We start from the raw sequence: 14,481 nt of genomic DNA, 5'->3' as shown, positions 1-14,481 counted from the left end.
CGGGACCCGGCACATCCCCCGCGGGCCGGCAGGCGGCGTACGGCGCCGGTCCGCGCACGACTGCCGCGGCGCGCACTCCCCGTCCGCGAGCCCGTGCGGCGCGCCGGCGTGCCGGACTCCGGTCCGGGCCGCGCGGTGGCGGTCATCGGGCGCGCGGCAGCTGCCCGAAGCGGTCAATGCCCTCGCGCACCTCTGCCAGCGCGGGCGACAGCGCACTCACGGAACCGACGGCCCCGGCGATCAGCAGGAGCGAACGGCGCAGCCGGGGTACCTCGGGCATCCCGTGACTCACCATCGCGTCCAAGGCGGCCAGCTCGTCGTCGGCGGCCACCCGATCCGGTAACTCCCCTGGAAGTACGGCCAGTTGGCGGCGCAGCCGGGCCACTGCCCCGCGCAGTTCCTGAACCCGTGGGTCGCCCTCGACCCCGGTCACTCGTCGGTCCTTCTGAAGCTGTTCCACAACGACGGCGTCCTCCAAAGCCGTTGCCCGTTCCGCAATGCCGGACAGTTAACGCCACTCTGCGCTGATCGCGCCATACGGAGAGCGAAAAAACCGGATCACTGGGTGAATCGGGTGGGTGTGGCGGGGGGCTGAGGGGGGATTGGCCTGGGCTTGGGCAGCCTTGGCGTGACGGGGCCGTATTTTTTCCCCGCCGCCCACCCCCCTTCGGGGGGTGGGCGGGTGTAGTGACGAGGGTGCCCACCCCTGATGGGGCGGGGGAGGAGGTGGGGAGGCGGTGGGGAAGAGACACCCCGCCGCCCGCCGTCCTACCCCCTCAGGAGTCCTGCTCCGGCTCCACCGCGTTGCGCCATACCCGGACGTCGATGGTCATGTAGCTGCTGGGGTCGGACTTCGGGGCGTAGCCCTTGAAGGTGATCAGGGCGACATGGCCGTACTTGGTGGTGAGGCACATCTGGGCGCCCTTGGAGAGCTGCTTGGTCAGGATGCTGTCGGTGAACCGGGTCTCGTTGCGGCAGGTGGCGAGCGTGCCCTCCTGGCCGGCGTTGAGCAGCACCAGCTTGCCGGTCTCGGTGTCGACCTCGTCGTCCGTGTACGGGTTGTCCGTGTACGAGAAGTCGATGTCCGTGTCGTTGTCCGAGTTGGTCGGATGGACCGGCTCGTCGGCCAGCGAAATGTGGTAGTCGTCGGGCAGGTTGATGGTCTTGTAGTCGACCGGGGTCGGGTCCTGCGCCGGGGCGTCGTCGTCGCCGTCACCGGGGCTCGCGGTCGGATCCGCGGCGGGTGTCGGCGAGGCGCCCTTGTTCGCCGTCTTGCTGTCGTCGGCGGCCTGGTTGTCCTTCTTCTGACCGTCGTTCTTCATGACGGTGTAGACGGCGGCGCCGCCGGCGCCCGCGAAGGCCAGCAGACAGACCACCACCAGGGCCGCGATCAGCCCCTTGCGCTTCTTCTTCGGCGGCTGCGCGGCGGGCACGGGGGCGGTCGGGCCGGTCATCGCCGGGCCGTTGGCCGTGGGCCCGGTGGCCGTCGGGCCCGTGGCCGTCGGCGCACCGGCTCCGGCGGCGGTCGGCGCGTAGGACGCCGGGCCGAACCCGGGCGGCGGGGTCTGCGGGTGGTTCAGCGCGGTCGGCACCGGCGCGACCGGCGCCGCGGGCTGGGTCGGCGGCTGCGGCGGAACCGGCGGCTGGGCCGGGGCGCCCGCGGTCGGCGCCTCCAGCGGGGGCGGCGGGGTCTGTGCGGGCGCGGGCGCGGCGGCGCGTGTGGTGATGTCGGCGGCGACGGCGGTGGGCAGCCATTCCTCGGGGCGGCGCAGCTGCGTCTGCCCGGAGGCGGCGCCGCACAGCTCGATCACCTCGGCGACGGACGGCCGGTCCGACGCGTCCTTGGACAGGCAGCGGGTCACCAACTCCCGCAGCTCATCCGGGAGTCCGGTCAGGTCCGGCTCTTCGTGGACGATGCGGTAGAGCACGCCGTGCGAGGTGCCCTCGCCGAACGCGGGGGTCCCGATGGCCGCGTAGGCGGCGACCTGGCCGAGCGCGAAGACATCGGTGGCGGGGCTGATGGTGCTGCCCGCGGCCTGCTCGGGCGCCATGAAGGTGGGGGTGCCGACGGTGACGCCGCTGCTCGTCAGGGACGTGGCGTCGGCGGCGCGGGCGATACCGAAGTCGATGACGCGCGGGCCGTCGGCGGCCAGCAGCACATTGGACGGCTTCAGATCGCGGTGCACGATGCCCGCGCCGTGGATGACCTGAAGCGCCTCGGCGATCCCGGCGACCAGCAGCAGCACGGTCGGCACGGGCAGCTTGCCGTGTTCGGCGACCGCCGCGGCGAGCGAGGGGCCGGGGACGTAGGCGGTGGCGAGCCAGGGGCTGGGGCCTTCGGCGTCGCTGTCGATGACGGGCGCGGTGTACAGGCCCTGGACGCGCTGCGCGGACTGCACCTCCTGCTTGAAGCGGCGGCGGAACTCCGCGTCCTCGCTGAACTCGGGGCGGATCACCTTGATGGCGACCGGCCGCCCGCCGGGCGTGTAGGAGAGATAGACCTTGCCCATACCGCCGGAGCCGAGCCTCGCGGTGAGGCGATAGCCCGCGATCGCCCGTGGATCGTCGCCTTCCAGCGGCTGAAAGATTCCGGACACGCCTGAACTGTTCACCACTACTACTGTCCCCCGGTCAGAAAAAGGCCCGCCACGTCGGCATGACGACCACAACATCCGCAACGGGGCAGAACCTTATCCGGCCAGGCGCCGCACGCTCACATCGCCGGTCGGCGAACGGCCGCCTTGTCCGAAGAGCCGCTTTCGCGACGGGTTTTGGCGTCCGAGGCGACCCGGCAATGGCCCGGAATCGGCCCTGGCTCGCGGTGCCCAAAAATGGCCTGATGACGCGTCGGCACATACGTTCCCCCAAACCCCCTTTGGTGTGGGCACGCAGGATCCGATGCGTATGGCGCGGCACGATGGAGCATTCTCCCTTTCAAGGAAATATCCGGCATATCACTGGATCGGAGATTGCCATGGAGTCCCACTCCGGCCCCGGCACCGGCTCGAACCCCCGCCGGGTCAGCGTCGTCCAACTCATCTGCCGCGCGTACGGCCTGTCGGACGCCTCGGAAATCACGATGGAGCACATAGACCGCTATGTCACCGAACGCCGGCGGGCGGAGGAACAGACGCACCACCTGCGGGACCGGCTCCGACCGCACATTCCCCGGCCACGGGCCGCCGGTGACGCGGCCTGACCCGGTCGGCCGCGCCCCAACGGGCCGCGCAGCGGGGTGCCATGAGGTAAGCAGTCCCCATGGCACCGACGACACCGGAAGACCCGCGAGAACTGCCGCACCACGCCCGGCCGGACGCCCCTGAGGGGACGCGGAGCGCCGGGCGGCCCGAGGGGAGGGTGGCCGGTCTGCTGCTCGCCGCGGGCGGCGGGCGGCGACTGGGGGGACAGCCCAAGGCACTGCTCGAGCACCGGGGACGGCCGCTGGTCGAGCACGCCGCACGGGCCCTGCGGGACGGCGGCTGCCACCCGGTACACATCGTGCTGGGGGCGGCCGCCGCTTCCGTGCGTGAACGGGCCGAGCTGGCGGCGTACGGCCTCTCGGAGAACCCGGACTGGACCCGGGGGATGGGCACTTCGCTGCGGGCGGGACTGGCCGCTCTGGCGGAGTCGGGGGCGGATGCGGTGGTGGTGTCCCTGGTGGATCAGCCGGGCATCGGCGCCGCGGCGGTGGCGCGGGTGGTGGCGGCGTACCGCGGGCGCGGCTCGCTCGTCTCCGCGGCGTACGGCGGCCGGCGGGGGCACCCGGTGCTCTTCGGCGCCGACCGCTGGGCGGACATCGCGGCGACCGCGGAGGGCGATCGCGGTGCGCGGGCCTACCTCCAGCGGCATGCGGACGTCCTCACCCTCGTCGAGTGCTCCGATATCGCGGAGCCGTACGACATCGACACGCCGGAGGATCTTCACCGTCTGGAGTGAGAACGGGCACCGGCGGGCACTCGGCGGGCCGGGGGTGGGAGTAATGGAGAGTGACCGGTGTGGCACCGAGAGCCATTCGATCACCACTTCTGTCGAGCCGGAGAATCTCGACATCAACAAACCATTGAAGTTCCGCGATAAGGAAACTAGTCTCCACTGGTCAGAAGCGCCCTGAACCCCAGTCGGCGCCCGCGACCGTACCCGGGAGCCCGCGGCACCCCGTGCCGCCCGGCGTTCCGGCGGCCGCCGGGCACCGCCGCTGAATGGAGTGACAGCTCATGTCCGCACCAGCGCCGTCCCCGCTGGCCATCGCCGAAGTCGACCCCGCGCACACCCCCGAACGCCAGGGAGAGGTCCTCACCGACGCCGCGCTCACCTTCGTCGCCGAGCTTCACCGCCGGTTCACCCCGCGCCGCGACGAGCTGCTGGCCCGCCGTGCCGAGCGCCGCGCCGAGATCGCCCGGACCAGCGCGCTGGACTTCCTCCCGGAGACCGCGGCCGTCCGCGCCGACGACAGCTGGAAGGTCGCCGAGGCGCCCGCGGCGCTCAATGACCGCCGGGTGGAGATCACCGGCCCCACCGACCGGAAGATGACCATCAACGCGCTCAACTCGGGCGCCAGGGTCTGGCTCGCCGACTTCGAGGACGCCTCGGCGCCGACCTGGGAGAACGTCGTCTCCGGGCAGCTCAACCTGATCGACGCCTACGAGCGCCGGATCGACTTCACCGATGCCGCGTCCGGCAAGTCGTACGCCCTCAAGCCCGCCGAGCAGCTCGCCACCGTCGTGATGCGGCCGCGCGGCTGGCACCTGGACGAGCGTCACCTTCAGTTCGAGGGGCGGCCGGTGCCCGGCGCCCTGGTGGACTTCGGGCTGTACTTCTTCCACAACGCCCGGCGCCTCCTCGACCTCGGCAAGGGCCCGTACTTCTACCTGCCGAAGACCGAGTCGTATCTGGAGGCCCGCCTATGGAACGAGATCTTCGTCTTCGCCCAGGACTATGTCGGCATCCCCCAGGGCACAGTGCGCGCCACCGTCCTGATCGAGACCATCACGGCCGCCTACGAGATGGAGGAGATCCTCTACGAGCTGCGCGACCACGCCTCGGGCCTGAACGCCGGCCGCTGGGACTACCTCTTCTCCATCGTCAAGAACTTCCGTGACGGCGGCGCCAAGTTCGTCCTCCCGGACCGCAACGCGGTCACGATGACCGCTCCGTTCATGCGCGCCTACACCGAACTCCTCGTCCGCACCTGCCACAAGCGCGGGGCGCACGCGATCGGCGGGATGGCGGCCTTCATCCCCAACCGCCGCGACCCGGAGGCCAACGAGCAGGCCCTCACCAAGGTCAGGAACGACAAGGACCGGGAGGCCGGCGACGGTTTCGACGGCTCCTGGGTCGCCCACCCCGACCTGGTCCCGGTCGCCCGTGCCTCCTTCGACGCGGTGCTCGGCGACCGGCCGAACCAGAAGGACCGGCTGCGCGAGGACGTCTCGGTCTCGGCCGCCGACCTCATCGCCATCGACTCCCTCGACGCCAAGCCCACCTACCAGGGCCTGATCGACGCGGTCCAGGTCGGCACCCGTTACATCGAGGCCTGGCTGCGCGGCCTGGGTGCCGTCGCCATCTTCGGCCTCATGGAGGACGCCGCGACCGCCGAGATCTCCCGCTCCCAGATCTGGCAGTGGGTCGACGCCGGGGTCGTCTTCGAGAACGGCGAGAAGGCCACCGCGGACCTGGTGCGCACGATCGCCACGGAGCAACTGGCCGCCATCCGCGCCGAGATCGGCGCGGACGCCTTCGCCTCGGGCAAGTGGCAGCAGGCCCATGACCTGCTGCTGAAGGTGGCGCTGGACGCGGACTACGCGGAGTTCCTGACGCTGCCCGCGTACGAGCTGCTGGGCTGATCCGGCCCGGCGTACATCCCGGCTGTGCCGCGGTTCCCCTCCGGAACCGCGGCACAGCGGTGTTTTCGCCGCCACCCCGCGGCACTGTGGGTGCCCCGGCACGGTGTGGTGTCATGTGATCACCAAGTGGAGAGGCAGTCGGATGGATCGTCGGCCAGGAGATCAGGGTGCGCCGTCGGGCGCGCGCGGGGACGCGGGCGCGGGCCAGGAGTTGGGGACGACGGTGGCCGAGCGGCTGCGGCGGGTCCAGGGCTCCCTGTCGCCCGCGGAACTCAAGATCGCTCGGGCGCTGATGGCGCACTACCCCGCGGCGGGCCTGGAGTCGACGTCCGGGCTGGCCGCGCGGGCGGGGGTGAGCCCGCCGACGGTGGTCCGCTTCGTCGCCCGGCTCGACTTCGACGGCTACCGGCAGTTCCAGCAGTCGCTGCGGGACGAGGTGCAGGCACGCCGTGCCTCGCCGCTGACCCTGCGGCCGGTGGTCAGCGAGAGCTCGCCGACCTCGGAGCTGATCGAGGCGGCGGAGGAGGTCGGCCTGGGGGCGCTGGGCCAGACCTTCGCCGCGCTGCCGGAGCAGGAGTTCGACCGGGCGGTGGAGCTGATCTGCGACCCGGCGAAGCGGATCGTGAGCTTCGGCGGGCGGTTCTCCCGGCTGCTGGCCGAGTACCTGGATCTGCATCTGCGGCTGCTGCGGCCGGGCACCCAGGTGCACATACCGGCCCCCGGCCAGGACGGCGGCTTCCGGGTGGATCTCGGGCGGCGGGAGGTGTGTGTGGTCTTCGACTTCCGGCGCTATCAGCGCGACACCGTGGAGCTGGCCCGTTTGGCGCATGAGCGCGGCGCGCGGGTGGTGCTGTTCACCGATCCGTGGCTGTCGCCCGCGGCCGAGTTCGCCGATGTGGTGCTGCCGGTGCGGGTCGAGGCACCCAGTCCGTTCGACAGCATCGTGGCGCCGGTGGCGGTGGTGGAGACGCTGGTGGCCGCGGTGCATGTGCGCCTGGGGACGGCGGCCGAGGAGCGGATGCGGGCCGCGGAGGAGGCGTCGGGCGACCGCACCATGGAATGAGGGCGGTGAAATGAATATTTCATGCCCACCCATTGACGCGCTCCCTGCAACGTATGTTTCATGACGGGACTCGGGCTGCTGCGGACGCAGCCCCGTCTCCTCCTCGGAGCGCCCTGTGTCGAATCCCCCTCGAACACGCAAGCTGCGCTTGTGGGAAGCGCTGACCCTCTCCGTCGGTCTGATGGGACCTACGCTCGCCATGGGCCTCAACGGAGCCGGAGTGGCAGCCACGGTCGGCAAGGCCGTCCCGCTCGTCTTCCTTCTCGGTCTGCTCGGTGTCGGCCTGGTCGCCTACGGCTTCTGGCGGCTGACCCAGCACTTCCACCAGGCCGGTTCCGTCTACGCCCTGGCCGGGGCCACCATCGGCCCGCGCGCCGGTTTCTTCGGCGGCTTCGCCCTGCTGGGCACCTATCTCGCCTTTCTCGTCTGCACCCTCGCCGCGACCGGTGTCTTCGCGCAGGCCTTCCTGCACGCGCTGGGCATCCACTCCACCGGCCCCTGGGTGGCCGTCGCGCTCCTCGCGGCCGTCGGCGTCACCGCGCTCAACTCCCGCGACGGCCGCACCACCGCCCGCACCCTGCTGATCGTGGAGGGCATCGGCATCCTCGCCATGCTGGTGCTCGCCGCCGTCGTCATGGGGCGGGCCGCCACCGGGTCGGCGCCCCGGCACCAGAGCCTGGACCTGTCGGTGTTCAGCGCCGACGGCACCACGTACGGCGCGGTCATGACGGCCACCGTCTTCGCCTTCCTGTCCTGGGCCGGGTTCGAGGCGTGTGCGTCGCTGGGTGAAGAGACCGACGATCCCAAGCGCAACATCCCCCGTGCGCTGGCCGGCAGTGTGCTGCTGACCGGTGGCCTCTACGTCCTGATGATGTTCGCCCAGACCATCGGCTTCGGCACCGACGCCCAGGGCGTGCGCGAGTTCGGTGCGGCCGAGTCGGCCCTGTCGTCGCTCTCCGGGCAGTACATCGGCACCTGGTTCGCGCTCGTCATCGCCTTCACCGCGGTCGCCTCCGCCTTCGCCGCTGCGCTGTCCTCCTCGGCGGCGGCCGCCCGTATGGTCCAGGCGCTGGCCCGGGACGGCTTCGGGCCGCGCGCCCTCGCCCGCACCCACCCCGTCACCGGTGCCCCGACCACGGCGCTGCGGGTGTGCGGCGCCGTCGCGGCGGCGCTGGCCGCGGTGATGTACGGGACCGGAGCCGGCGCCTTCGACACGTACTACTGGTACGCCACCCTCGGCGTGCTGTGCGTCCTGGTGGTCTACGCGGTCGCCGGCGTCGGGGTGATCGTCTTCACGCTCTCCGGCCGGGGCCGTATCCCCCGCTGGGAGCTGGTGGTGCCGGTCGCCGGGCTGGGCTATCTGGGCTTCGTCTTCCTCCAGCAGTCGACCGGCCAGCGCGCGCCCTACACCTACTTCCCCTGGATCGCCGCGGCCTGGTGCCTGGCCGGTGTCGCGGTCGTCCTGTTCGCCCCCTCTCTCACCCGGCGCATCGGCGCCCGGCTGGCCGGCGAGCTGGTCGCCGACGCGCAGCTGCCCGACCCGAACCGAAAGGTGCCCTCTTGAAACCTCCCCCTCATAAGCGAGGGGAATTCCTAGCTCACTTTGCCTGACGCCTAGCAGGTGGCAGGGCTTACAAGATCAGCACTAGCCGGGTTGAGACCAGCCGGGACCAACATCACGCGGGCGGAGTTCTTATCCCGTGGCCGGGAGGCTCCGCATGCGGTGCAGGTATACGTTCGTTCGGAAAGGGGCAGTGCGTGCTTGGCTCTCGCTCCGCAGTCTGCGCAATCCATCGTGGTGTGTGCCGGGTGCACCAGGTGCACCTTCCGCGCGTGCTTACGGCCCATCTCGACCAGCGCGGCCTTCGTCGCACTGATCGCGGCATCCGCCGCCTTACGGGCCATGGTGGTCTTGGCGAGGAACTTCGGCTTGAAATCCTCCACCGCCAAAGCGTCGTGGTCGGCCACCACGCGCTTTGCCCACTTGCGGCCGGTGTCCTGCCGCTGCCGGGCCACCCTCTTGTGGACCTTCGCCCGGGACTTGCCGAAATCGCGTATCAGTTGCTGCTGCGGCACCGAGGCTCCCTCACCCAGCCACGGGATGCGGGCACGGGCCTCGGTCAGCATCGCGGACAGTTGCACCGAACCGCACGTCTGCCTGTCCTCGGGATGCGCACGGTTATGCGCATAGAGAGCCTTCGACTTGGCGACGCACTCATTCCACACCCACCGACACCGGTCGCACTCCGCCAGCAGCAAAGCGTTCGCAGTCGACGACACACGCAACCGCAAGGTGTACCGGGCACGCCCGGTCTCCCCCCCACGTCTGTGCTGCTGTCGTCACGAACACCAACCTACCTGGGAGATACGACAGTTGAGGCCCGGATCACAAACGGGCCACCCTCACCATGCCCCCGGAGGACGCCGTATCGCCCGGCGGAGATACGGCTTTCGCTGCCCTGCTCCGCAGGAGCTTCGCTTCCTCCCCCGGCCCAAGCCGGGGGTATCCACGAAGGAGAACCAATGACCCTGGTGCACACGAAGGGGACGGGGCCGGGACTCCTCGGTCCCGCCGCCCCCTGCCCCTCCCCCGCCCTCCGCACCGCACCCGAGGACTCCCCGATGACCGACGCCGCCACCGTCTTCGTCGCCACCTGCGATCTGGCCGGGCAGGTACGGGGGCGTGCGGTGCCCGCCTCGGACCAGGCCTCCGCGCTGCGCACCGGCACCGGATGGGTCCCGGCCGATCTCGCGATCTCCGCGTTCGGCCCGATCGCGCCCGACAACGTCTTCGGTTCACGGGGCGACCTGCGGCTGATCCCGGACCCGGCCACCGGCGTCGACATCCCGGCGGACGGGGACGCGCCCGCGCAACGGCTCTACCTCGCCGACCAGACCCTGCCCGACGGGGAACCCTGGCCCTGCTGCCCGCGCACCTTCCTCCGCAACGCGGTCGAGGAGCTGCGCGAGCGCACCGGGATCGAGGTGGTCGCCGCCATCGAGCATGAATTCGTGCTCGGCGGACTGCCGGCGAGCCCGCCGTTCTCGCTCCAGCGCTTCCGCCAGGCGGAGCCCTTCGGCTCGGACCTCGTACGGCTCCTGGAGCAGGCCGGGTTCCAGCCGGAGAACTGGCTCCCGGAATATGGGGACGGCCAGTTCGAGATCACCCTGCGCCCCGGTACCGCGATGGCCGCCGCCGACCGCGCCGTCCTCCTCAAGGAGCTGGTGCGCGACCTCGCCCGCCGTCGTGGCCTGCCGGTCAGCTTCGCGCCCCTCCTCGCACCCGACGGGGTGGGCAACGGCGTCCATCTCCACTTGAGCCTGCGGGACGCCGAGGGCCGTCCGGTCCTCTTCGACGCCGCGCGGCCGGGCCGCCTTTCGGCGCTCGGCGCCCGGTTCTCCGCCGGCATCCTGCGCCACACCCCGGCGCTGACCGCCTGGACGGCGCCGAGCCCGGTCTCCTTCCTCCGGCTCACCCCGCACCGCTGGAGCGCCGGCGGGATCTTCCTGGCCGAGCACAACCGCGAGTCGCTGCTGCGGATCTGTCCCACGACCCAGCTCGCCGGGTCCGATCCCGCCGCCCAGTTCAACCTGGAGTACCGCGCGGCCGACGCCACCGCCAATCCCTGGCTCGCCCTGGGGGTCCTGCTCCGCGCCGGGCTGGAAGGGCTGGTCCGCGACTACGACGAGCCCACGGTGTGGCCGGAGGACACCGACGCCGCGGTGCTCGACGGGGTCCCCGCCCTCCCCTCCTCCCTCGAAGAGGCCCTGCACGCACTCGAAGCGGACGAGGTCGTGCGGTCGTGGTTCGACCCGCGGCTGCTCGCCACCCATCTGTCGGTCAAGCGGACCGAGCTCGCGCAGCTGGCCGGGCTGGACGAGGCCGCACGTATCCGGAAGGTTGCCGATGTCTACTGATGCCCTGGCGGCGGCGCTCGCGGAACTGCCCCTGGTGGACCACCATGTCCACGGCGCGCTCCGCGACGACGTCGACCGCGCCGGACTGGAGCTGATGCTCACCGAGTCCGACCGTCCGGTCCCGCCGTGGATGACCCAGTTCGACTCGCAGCTCGGGTTCGCGGTGCGCCGCTGGTGCGCCCCGGTGCTCGACCTCCCCGCGCACTCCGCGCCGGAGGTGTATCTCTCCCGGCGCCGCGAACTGGGCGCGGCCGAGGTCAATCGCCGGCTCCTCGCGGCCTCGGGCATCGACCACTATCTGCTGGAAACCGGGTACGGCGGCGCGGAGATCCTCGGCACCGACGAGATGGCCCGGGTCTCCGGACGCCCCGTCGACGAGATCGTACGGCTGGAGTCGGTGCTGGAGGACGTGGCCCGCAGCGGTGTGGCCGCGGCCGACCTGCCCGAGCGGTTCCGCGAGACCCTCGCCGCACGGACCGTGGACGCGGTCGGCCTCAAGAGCATCGTCGCCTACCGGTTCGGCTTCGACTTCGACCCCGCGCGGCCGTCCGACGACGAGGTGACCGCGGCGGCCGGGGCCTGGCTGGCCGAGTGCGCGCGCACCGGAACCGTCCGGGTCAGCGACCCGGTGCTGCTGCGCTTCCTGCTGTGGTCCGGCGTCGACCGGGGGCTGCCCATCCAACTGCACGCCGGATACGGCGACCCGGACGTGGAACTGCACCGCTGCGACCCGCTGCTGCTCACCCGGTTCATCAGGAATGTGCAGCCGCACGGCGTCGACCTGTTGCTGCTGCACTGCTACCCCTTCCACCGCAACGCCGGCTATCTGGCGCAGGTCTTCCCGCATGTCTTCTTCGATGTCGGGCTCGGGGTGAACTACACCGGGGTGCGCTCCGACGCCGTGGTCGCCGAATCGCTGGAGCTGGCTCCGTTCGCCAAGATCCTCTTCTCCAGCGACGCCTGGGGACCACCCGAACTGCACCATCTGGGCGCACTGTTGTGGCGGCGCGGCATGCTGCGGGCGATGGCGCCATGGGTCGGCAGCGGCGAATGGGACCTCGATGAGGCGATCCGGGTGGCCCGCATGATCGGCCATGACAACGCCCGCCGGATCTACGGTCTGGAGGGCGGCGCATGAGCAGCGATACCGCCCTCACCGCCCTCGCGGCGCAGCTCGAACTGGAGCTGGACGGCGCCGTCGAGCTGCGCCATCAACTCCACGCCCGGCCCGGGCTGTCCGGCGACGAGGCCGCCACCCGCGAGCTGGTGCTCGCCGCACTGCCCGGCGGGCACGCCGCCACGGAGGTCGCCGGCACCGGAGCCGTGGTCCGCGTGGGTGGCGGCGGTCCGGCCATCGCCGTACGCGGGGAACTCGACGCCCTGGCGGTGCACGAGGAGACCGGGGTGCCCTGGGAGTCCCGGAACCCGGGGGTGATGCATGCCTGCGGTCATGATGTGCATCTGGCCGCGCTGGTCGCCCTCGCGCGGGCGGTGGACCGGATCGGCGGCCCGGCCCCGCTGCTCGCCGTATTGCAGCCCCGCGAGGAGACCTATCCTTCGGGCGCGCAGGACGTCACCGAGGACGGGATCCTCGACCGGGAGCAGTGCCGGGCGGCCGTCGGGGCGCATGTCCAGCCGCTGCTGGCGGCGGGCACCGTCGCCTGCACCCCGGGTGGCGTCAACGCCTCGGCGGACGAGTTCACCGTGACCGTCCGGGGCGACGGCGGCCACGCGGCCTACCCGCACCTCACCCGCGACCCGGTCGTCACCCTCGCCCATGTCGTCGTCGCCCTGCAGAGCCTGGTGAGCCGCGAGACCGACCCGATGTCCTCCGTGGTGCTGAGCGTCACCACGCTCGCCGCCGGAACCGCGGCGAATGTCGTCCCCGGCTCCGCCGCGGCGGGCGGCACCCTGCGCGCGATGCGGACCGCCGACCGCGAGTTCCTCCATCAACGGCTGCTGGAGACCGCCGAGTTGGTGGCTAGGGCGTACGGCTGCACCGCGGACGTCCGGATCACCCGGGGCGAGCCGGTGCTCGACAACGACGCGACACTGACCGCCGCGACCCAGCCGCTGCTCGCCTCCCTCGGACTGAAGGTCGCCACCGATCTGCGGTCCGCGGGCGCGGACGACTTCTCGTACTTCTCCGCGCGGATGCCCGCGCTGATGCTGTTCGTGGGGACGCACGGTGGCACCGAGCAGCTGCACTCCCCGACGTTCCTGCCGCCCGACGAACGGGTGCGGGACGTCGCCCACGCCCTGCTCGCGGGCTATGTGGCCGCCGCGGAGCAGTTCATCCCACGGCCCTGACACCCGCCACGAGCGCGGCACCGCCCGCACCTCCCACATCCCCCCTCTCGCACCCGCACCACTCAGGAACGAGGAACACCCATGACCGCCACCGGCACCCCCGGCGACCTCCCGCTCACCCCCGAGGCCCGGCAGCACCTCGACCTCGCCGAGACCGCCACCGCCCGCAATTACCAGCCGCTGCCGGTGGTTCTCACCTCCGGCCAGGGCGCATGGGTGACCGATGTCGGCGGCCGCCGCTACCTGGACTGCCTGGCCGGCTATTCGGCGCTCAACTTCGGCCACGGCCACCCCCGGCTGCTGGCCGCGGCCCGGGAACAGCTCGAACGGCTCACCCTGACCAGCCGCGCCTTCCACAACGACCGGCTCGGCCCGTTCTGCCGGGACCTCGCCGAACTCGCCGGGATGGACCTGGTGCTGCCGATGAACACCGGCGCCGAGGCCGTGGAGACCGCGCTGAAGGTGGCCAGGAAGTGGGGCTACGAGGTCAAGGGCGTGCCCGCGGACCGCGCCAACATCATCGTCGCCGACGGCAACTTCCACGGGCGTACCACCACGATCGTGAGCTTCTCCTCGGACTCCGTCGCGCGGGACGGCTTCGGCCCGTTCACCCCCGGCTTCCGGTCCGTGCCCTACGGGGACGCCGACGCGCTGGCGGCCGCGGTCGACGAGCACACCGTGGCGGTGCTGCTCGAACCGATCCAGGGCGAGGCGGGCGTGGTGATCCCGCCGCAGGGGTACCTCCCGGCCGTGCGCGAGCTGTGCAGCCGGGAGAACGTCCTGTTCGTGGCCGACGAGATCCAGTCCGGTCTCGGCCGCACCGGCACCACCTTCGCCTGCGAAGCGGAAGGCGTCACCCCGGACCTGTACATCCTGGGCAAGGCCCTCGGCGGCGGCATCGTGCCCGTCTCTGCCGTGGTCGGCCGTCGCGAGACCCTCGGTGTCATCCGGCCCGGCAACCACGGCTCGACCTTCGGCGGCAATCCGCTGGCCGCCGCCGTCGGACACGCCGTCGTCGAACTGCTGCGGACCGGCGAATACCAGGCGCGAGCCACCCGGCTCGGCGAGCAGCACCGCAAGCGGCTCGAAGGACTCATAGGCCACGGCGTCCGCGCGGTCCGCAGCCGCGGGCTCTGGAGCGGGATCGACATCGACCCGCAGCTGATGTCGGGTCGCGAGGCCTGCGAACGGCTCCTGGCCAGGGGCATCCTCGCCAAGGACACCCATGGCTCCACGATCCGCCTCGCCCCACCCCTGGTCATCGAGGCCGACGAACTCGACTGGATGGCCGAACAGCTCGCGGAGGTGCTCGCCGCGCCCCGCGCCTGAGGCGATCCGCCCGGCGGC

The 14,481-nt window shown here is 71.7% G+C and carries 12 protein-coding genes; 9 read left to right on the top strand and 3 right to left on the bottom strand.

The genetic code is table 11. From position 1 onward, the window contains the following. Positions 1-142: 142 nt before the first annotated feature. Together QT196_RS31830 and QT196_RS31825 are read right to left on the bottom strand one after the other, a co-directional pair. Entirely contained in the window at positions 143-433 is a 291-nt protein-coding gene (locus tag QT196_RS31830) for a DUF5955 family protein (protein WP_168482194.1), read from the bottom strand. A 343-nt stretch (positions 434-776) separates the two neighbouring features. After that, positions 777-2,672, bottom strand: coding sequence for a serine/threonine-protein kinase (locus QT196_RS31825; RefSeq protein ID WP_290356175.1), 1,896 nt, complete (start codon positions 2,670-2,672; stop codon positions 777-779). Positions 2,673-2,974: 302 nt separating this feature from the next. Here QT196_RS31825 and QT196_RS31820 point away from each other — a divergent pair, with 302 nt between their 5' ends. The 5 genes from QT196_RS31820 (at position 2,975) to QT196_RS31800 (ending at position 8,470) form a co-directional block, all read left to right on the top strand. Then, entirely contained in the window at positions 2,975-3,199 is a 225-nt protein-coding gene (locus tag QT196_RS31820; protein WP_168482193.1) for a hypothetical protein, read from the top strand. 158 nt (positions 3,200-3,357) lie between these two features. Continuing rightward, positions 3,358-3,936 carry a nucleotidyltransferase family protein gene (locus QT196_RS31815; RefSeq protein ID WP_290356771.1) on the top strand — a complete coding sequence of 193 codons (579 nt, stop codon included), beginning with the start codon at positions 3,358-3,360 and terminating at the stop codon, positions 3,934-3,936. A 278-nt stretch (positions 3,937-4,214) separates the two neighbouring features. Continuing rightward, positions 4,215-5,843, top strand: coding sequence for a malate synthase A (gene aceB / locus QT196_RS31810; RefSeq protein ID WP_290356174.1), 1,629 nt, complete (start codon positions 4,215-4,217; stop codon positions 5,841-5,843). A gap of 142 nt (positions 5,844-5,985) precedes the next feature. Continuing rightward, positions 5,986-6,906 carry a MurR/RpiR family transcriptional regulator gene (locus QT196_RS31805; RefSeq protein ID WP_290356173.1) on the top strand — a complete coding sequence of 307 codons (921 nt, stop codon included), beginning with the start codon at positions 5,986-5,988 and terminating at the stop codon, positions 6,904-6,906. A gap of 115 nt (positions 6,907-7,021) precedes the next feature. Next, the gene (locus QT196_RS31800; protein ID WP_168482191.1) at positions 7,022-8,470 is read left to right on the top strand and encodes an APC family permease; all 1,449 of its coding nucleotides are present in this window, start codon (positions 7,022-7,024) and stop codon (positions 8,468-8,470) included. 50 nt (positions 8,471-8,520) lie between these two features. Here the strand turns inward: QT196_RS31800 and QT196_RS31795 are convergent, their stop codons facing one another. Continuing rightward, on the bottom strand, positions 8,521-9,186 hold the full coding sequence (locus QT196_RS31795) for a transposase (RefSeq protein WP_290356172.1): 666 nt from the start codon (positions 9,184-9,186) through the stop codon (positions 8,521-8,523). Between the two features lie 243 nt (positions 9,187-9,429). Here QT196_RS31795 and QT196_RS31790 point away from each other — a divergent pair, with 243 nt between their 5' ends. The 4 genes from QT196_RS31790 (at position 9,430) to rocD (ending at position 14,463) form a co-directional block, all read left to right on the top strand. Then, positions 9,430-10,824 (top strand): glutamine synthetase family protein, encoded by a 1,395-nt coding sequence (locus QT196_RS31790; protein WP_290356171.1) that lies wholly within the window; start codon positions 9,430-9,432, stop codon positions 10,822-10,824. Beyond that, positions 10,814-11,962 carry an amidohydrolase family protein gene (locus QT196_RS31785; RefSeq protein ID WP_168482189.1) on the top strand — a complete coding sequence of 383 codons (1,149 nt, stop codon included), beginning with the start codon at positions 10,814-10,816 and terminating at the stop codon, positions 11,960-11,962. Before QT196_RS31790 ends, QT196_RS31785 begins: the two co-directional genes overlap by 11 nt. After that, positions 11,959-13,134 (top strand): M20 family metallopeptidase, encoded by a 1,176-nt coding sequence (locus QT196_RS31780; protein ID WP_266731961.1) that lies wholly within the window; start codon positions 11,959-11,961, stop codon positions 13,132-13,134. Before QT196_RS31785 ends, QT196_RS31780 begins: the two co-directional genes overlap by 4 nt. A gap of 81 nt (positions 13,135-13,215) precedes the next feature. Continuing rightward, on the top strand, positions 13,216-14,463 hold the full coding sequence (gene rocD, locus QT196_RS31775) for an ornithine--oxo-acid transaminase (protein ID WP_266731959.1): 1,248 nt from the start codon (positions 13,216-13,218) through the stop codon (positions 14,461-14,463). The last annotated feature ends 18 nt before the right edge of the window (positions 14,464-14,481 follow it).

This window comes from Streptomyces sp. P9-2B-2 (genome assembly GCF_030406865.1).
Taxonomy (GTDB): Bacteria; Actinomycetota; Actinomycetes; order Streptomycetales; family Streptomycetaceae; genus Streptomyces; species Streptomyces platensis.
The sequence above is the reverse complement of the archived record's forward strand: the minus strand, read 5'-3'. Positions and strand labels throughout refer to the sequence as shown.

Excerpts from the sequence above, each read along its gene's own strand:
- QT196_RS31825 (WP_290356175.1), bottom strand. The coding sequence starts at position 2,672 with ATGTTGTGGTCGTCATGCCGACGTGGCGGGCCTTTTTCTGACCGGGGG.
- QT196_RS31820 (WP_168482193.1), top strand. The coding sequence starts at position 2,975 with ATGGAGTCCCACTCCGGCCCCGGCACCGGCTCGAACCCCCGCCGGGTC.
- aceB (WP_290356174.1), top strand. The coding sequence starts at position 4,215 with ATGTCCGCACCAGCGCCGTCCCCGCTGGCCATCGCCGAAGTCGACCCC.
- QT196_RS31805 (WP_290356173.1), top strand. The coding sequence starts at position 5,986 with ATGGATCGTCGGCCAGGAGATCAGGGTGCGCCGTCGGGCGCGCGCGGG.
- QT196_RS31790 (WP_290356171.1), top strand. The coding sequence starts at position 9,430 with ATGACCCTGGTGCACACGAAGGGGACGGGGCCGGGACTCCTCGGTCCC.
- QT196_RS31785 (WP_168482189.1), top strand. The coding sequence starts at position 10,814 with ATGTCTACTGATGCCCTGGCGGCGGCGCTCGCGGAACTGCCCCTGGTG.
- QT196_RS31780 (WP_266731961.1), top strand. The coding sequence starts at position 11,959 with ATGAGCAGCGATACCGCCCTCACCGCCCTCGCGGCGCAGCTCGAACTG.
- rocD (WP_266731959.1), top strand. The coding sequence starts at position 13,216 with ATGACCGCCACCGGCACCCCCGGCGACCTCCCGCTCACCCCCGAGGCC.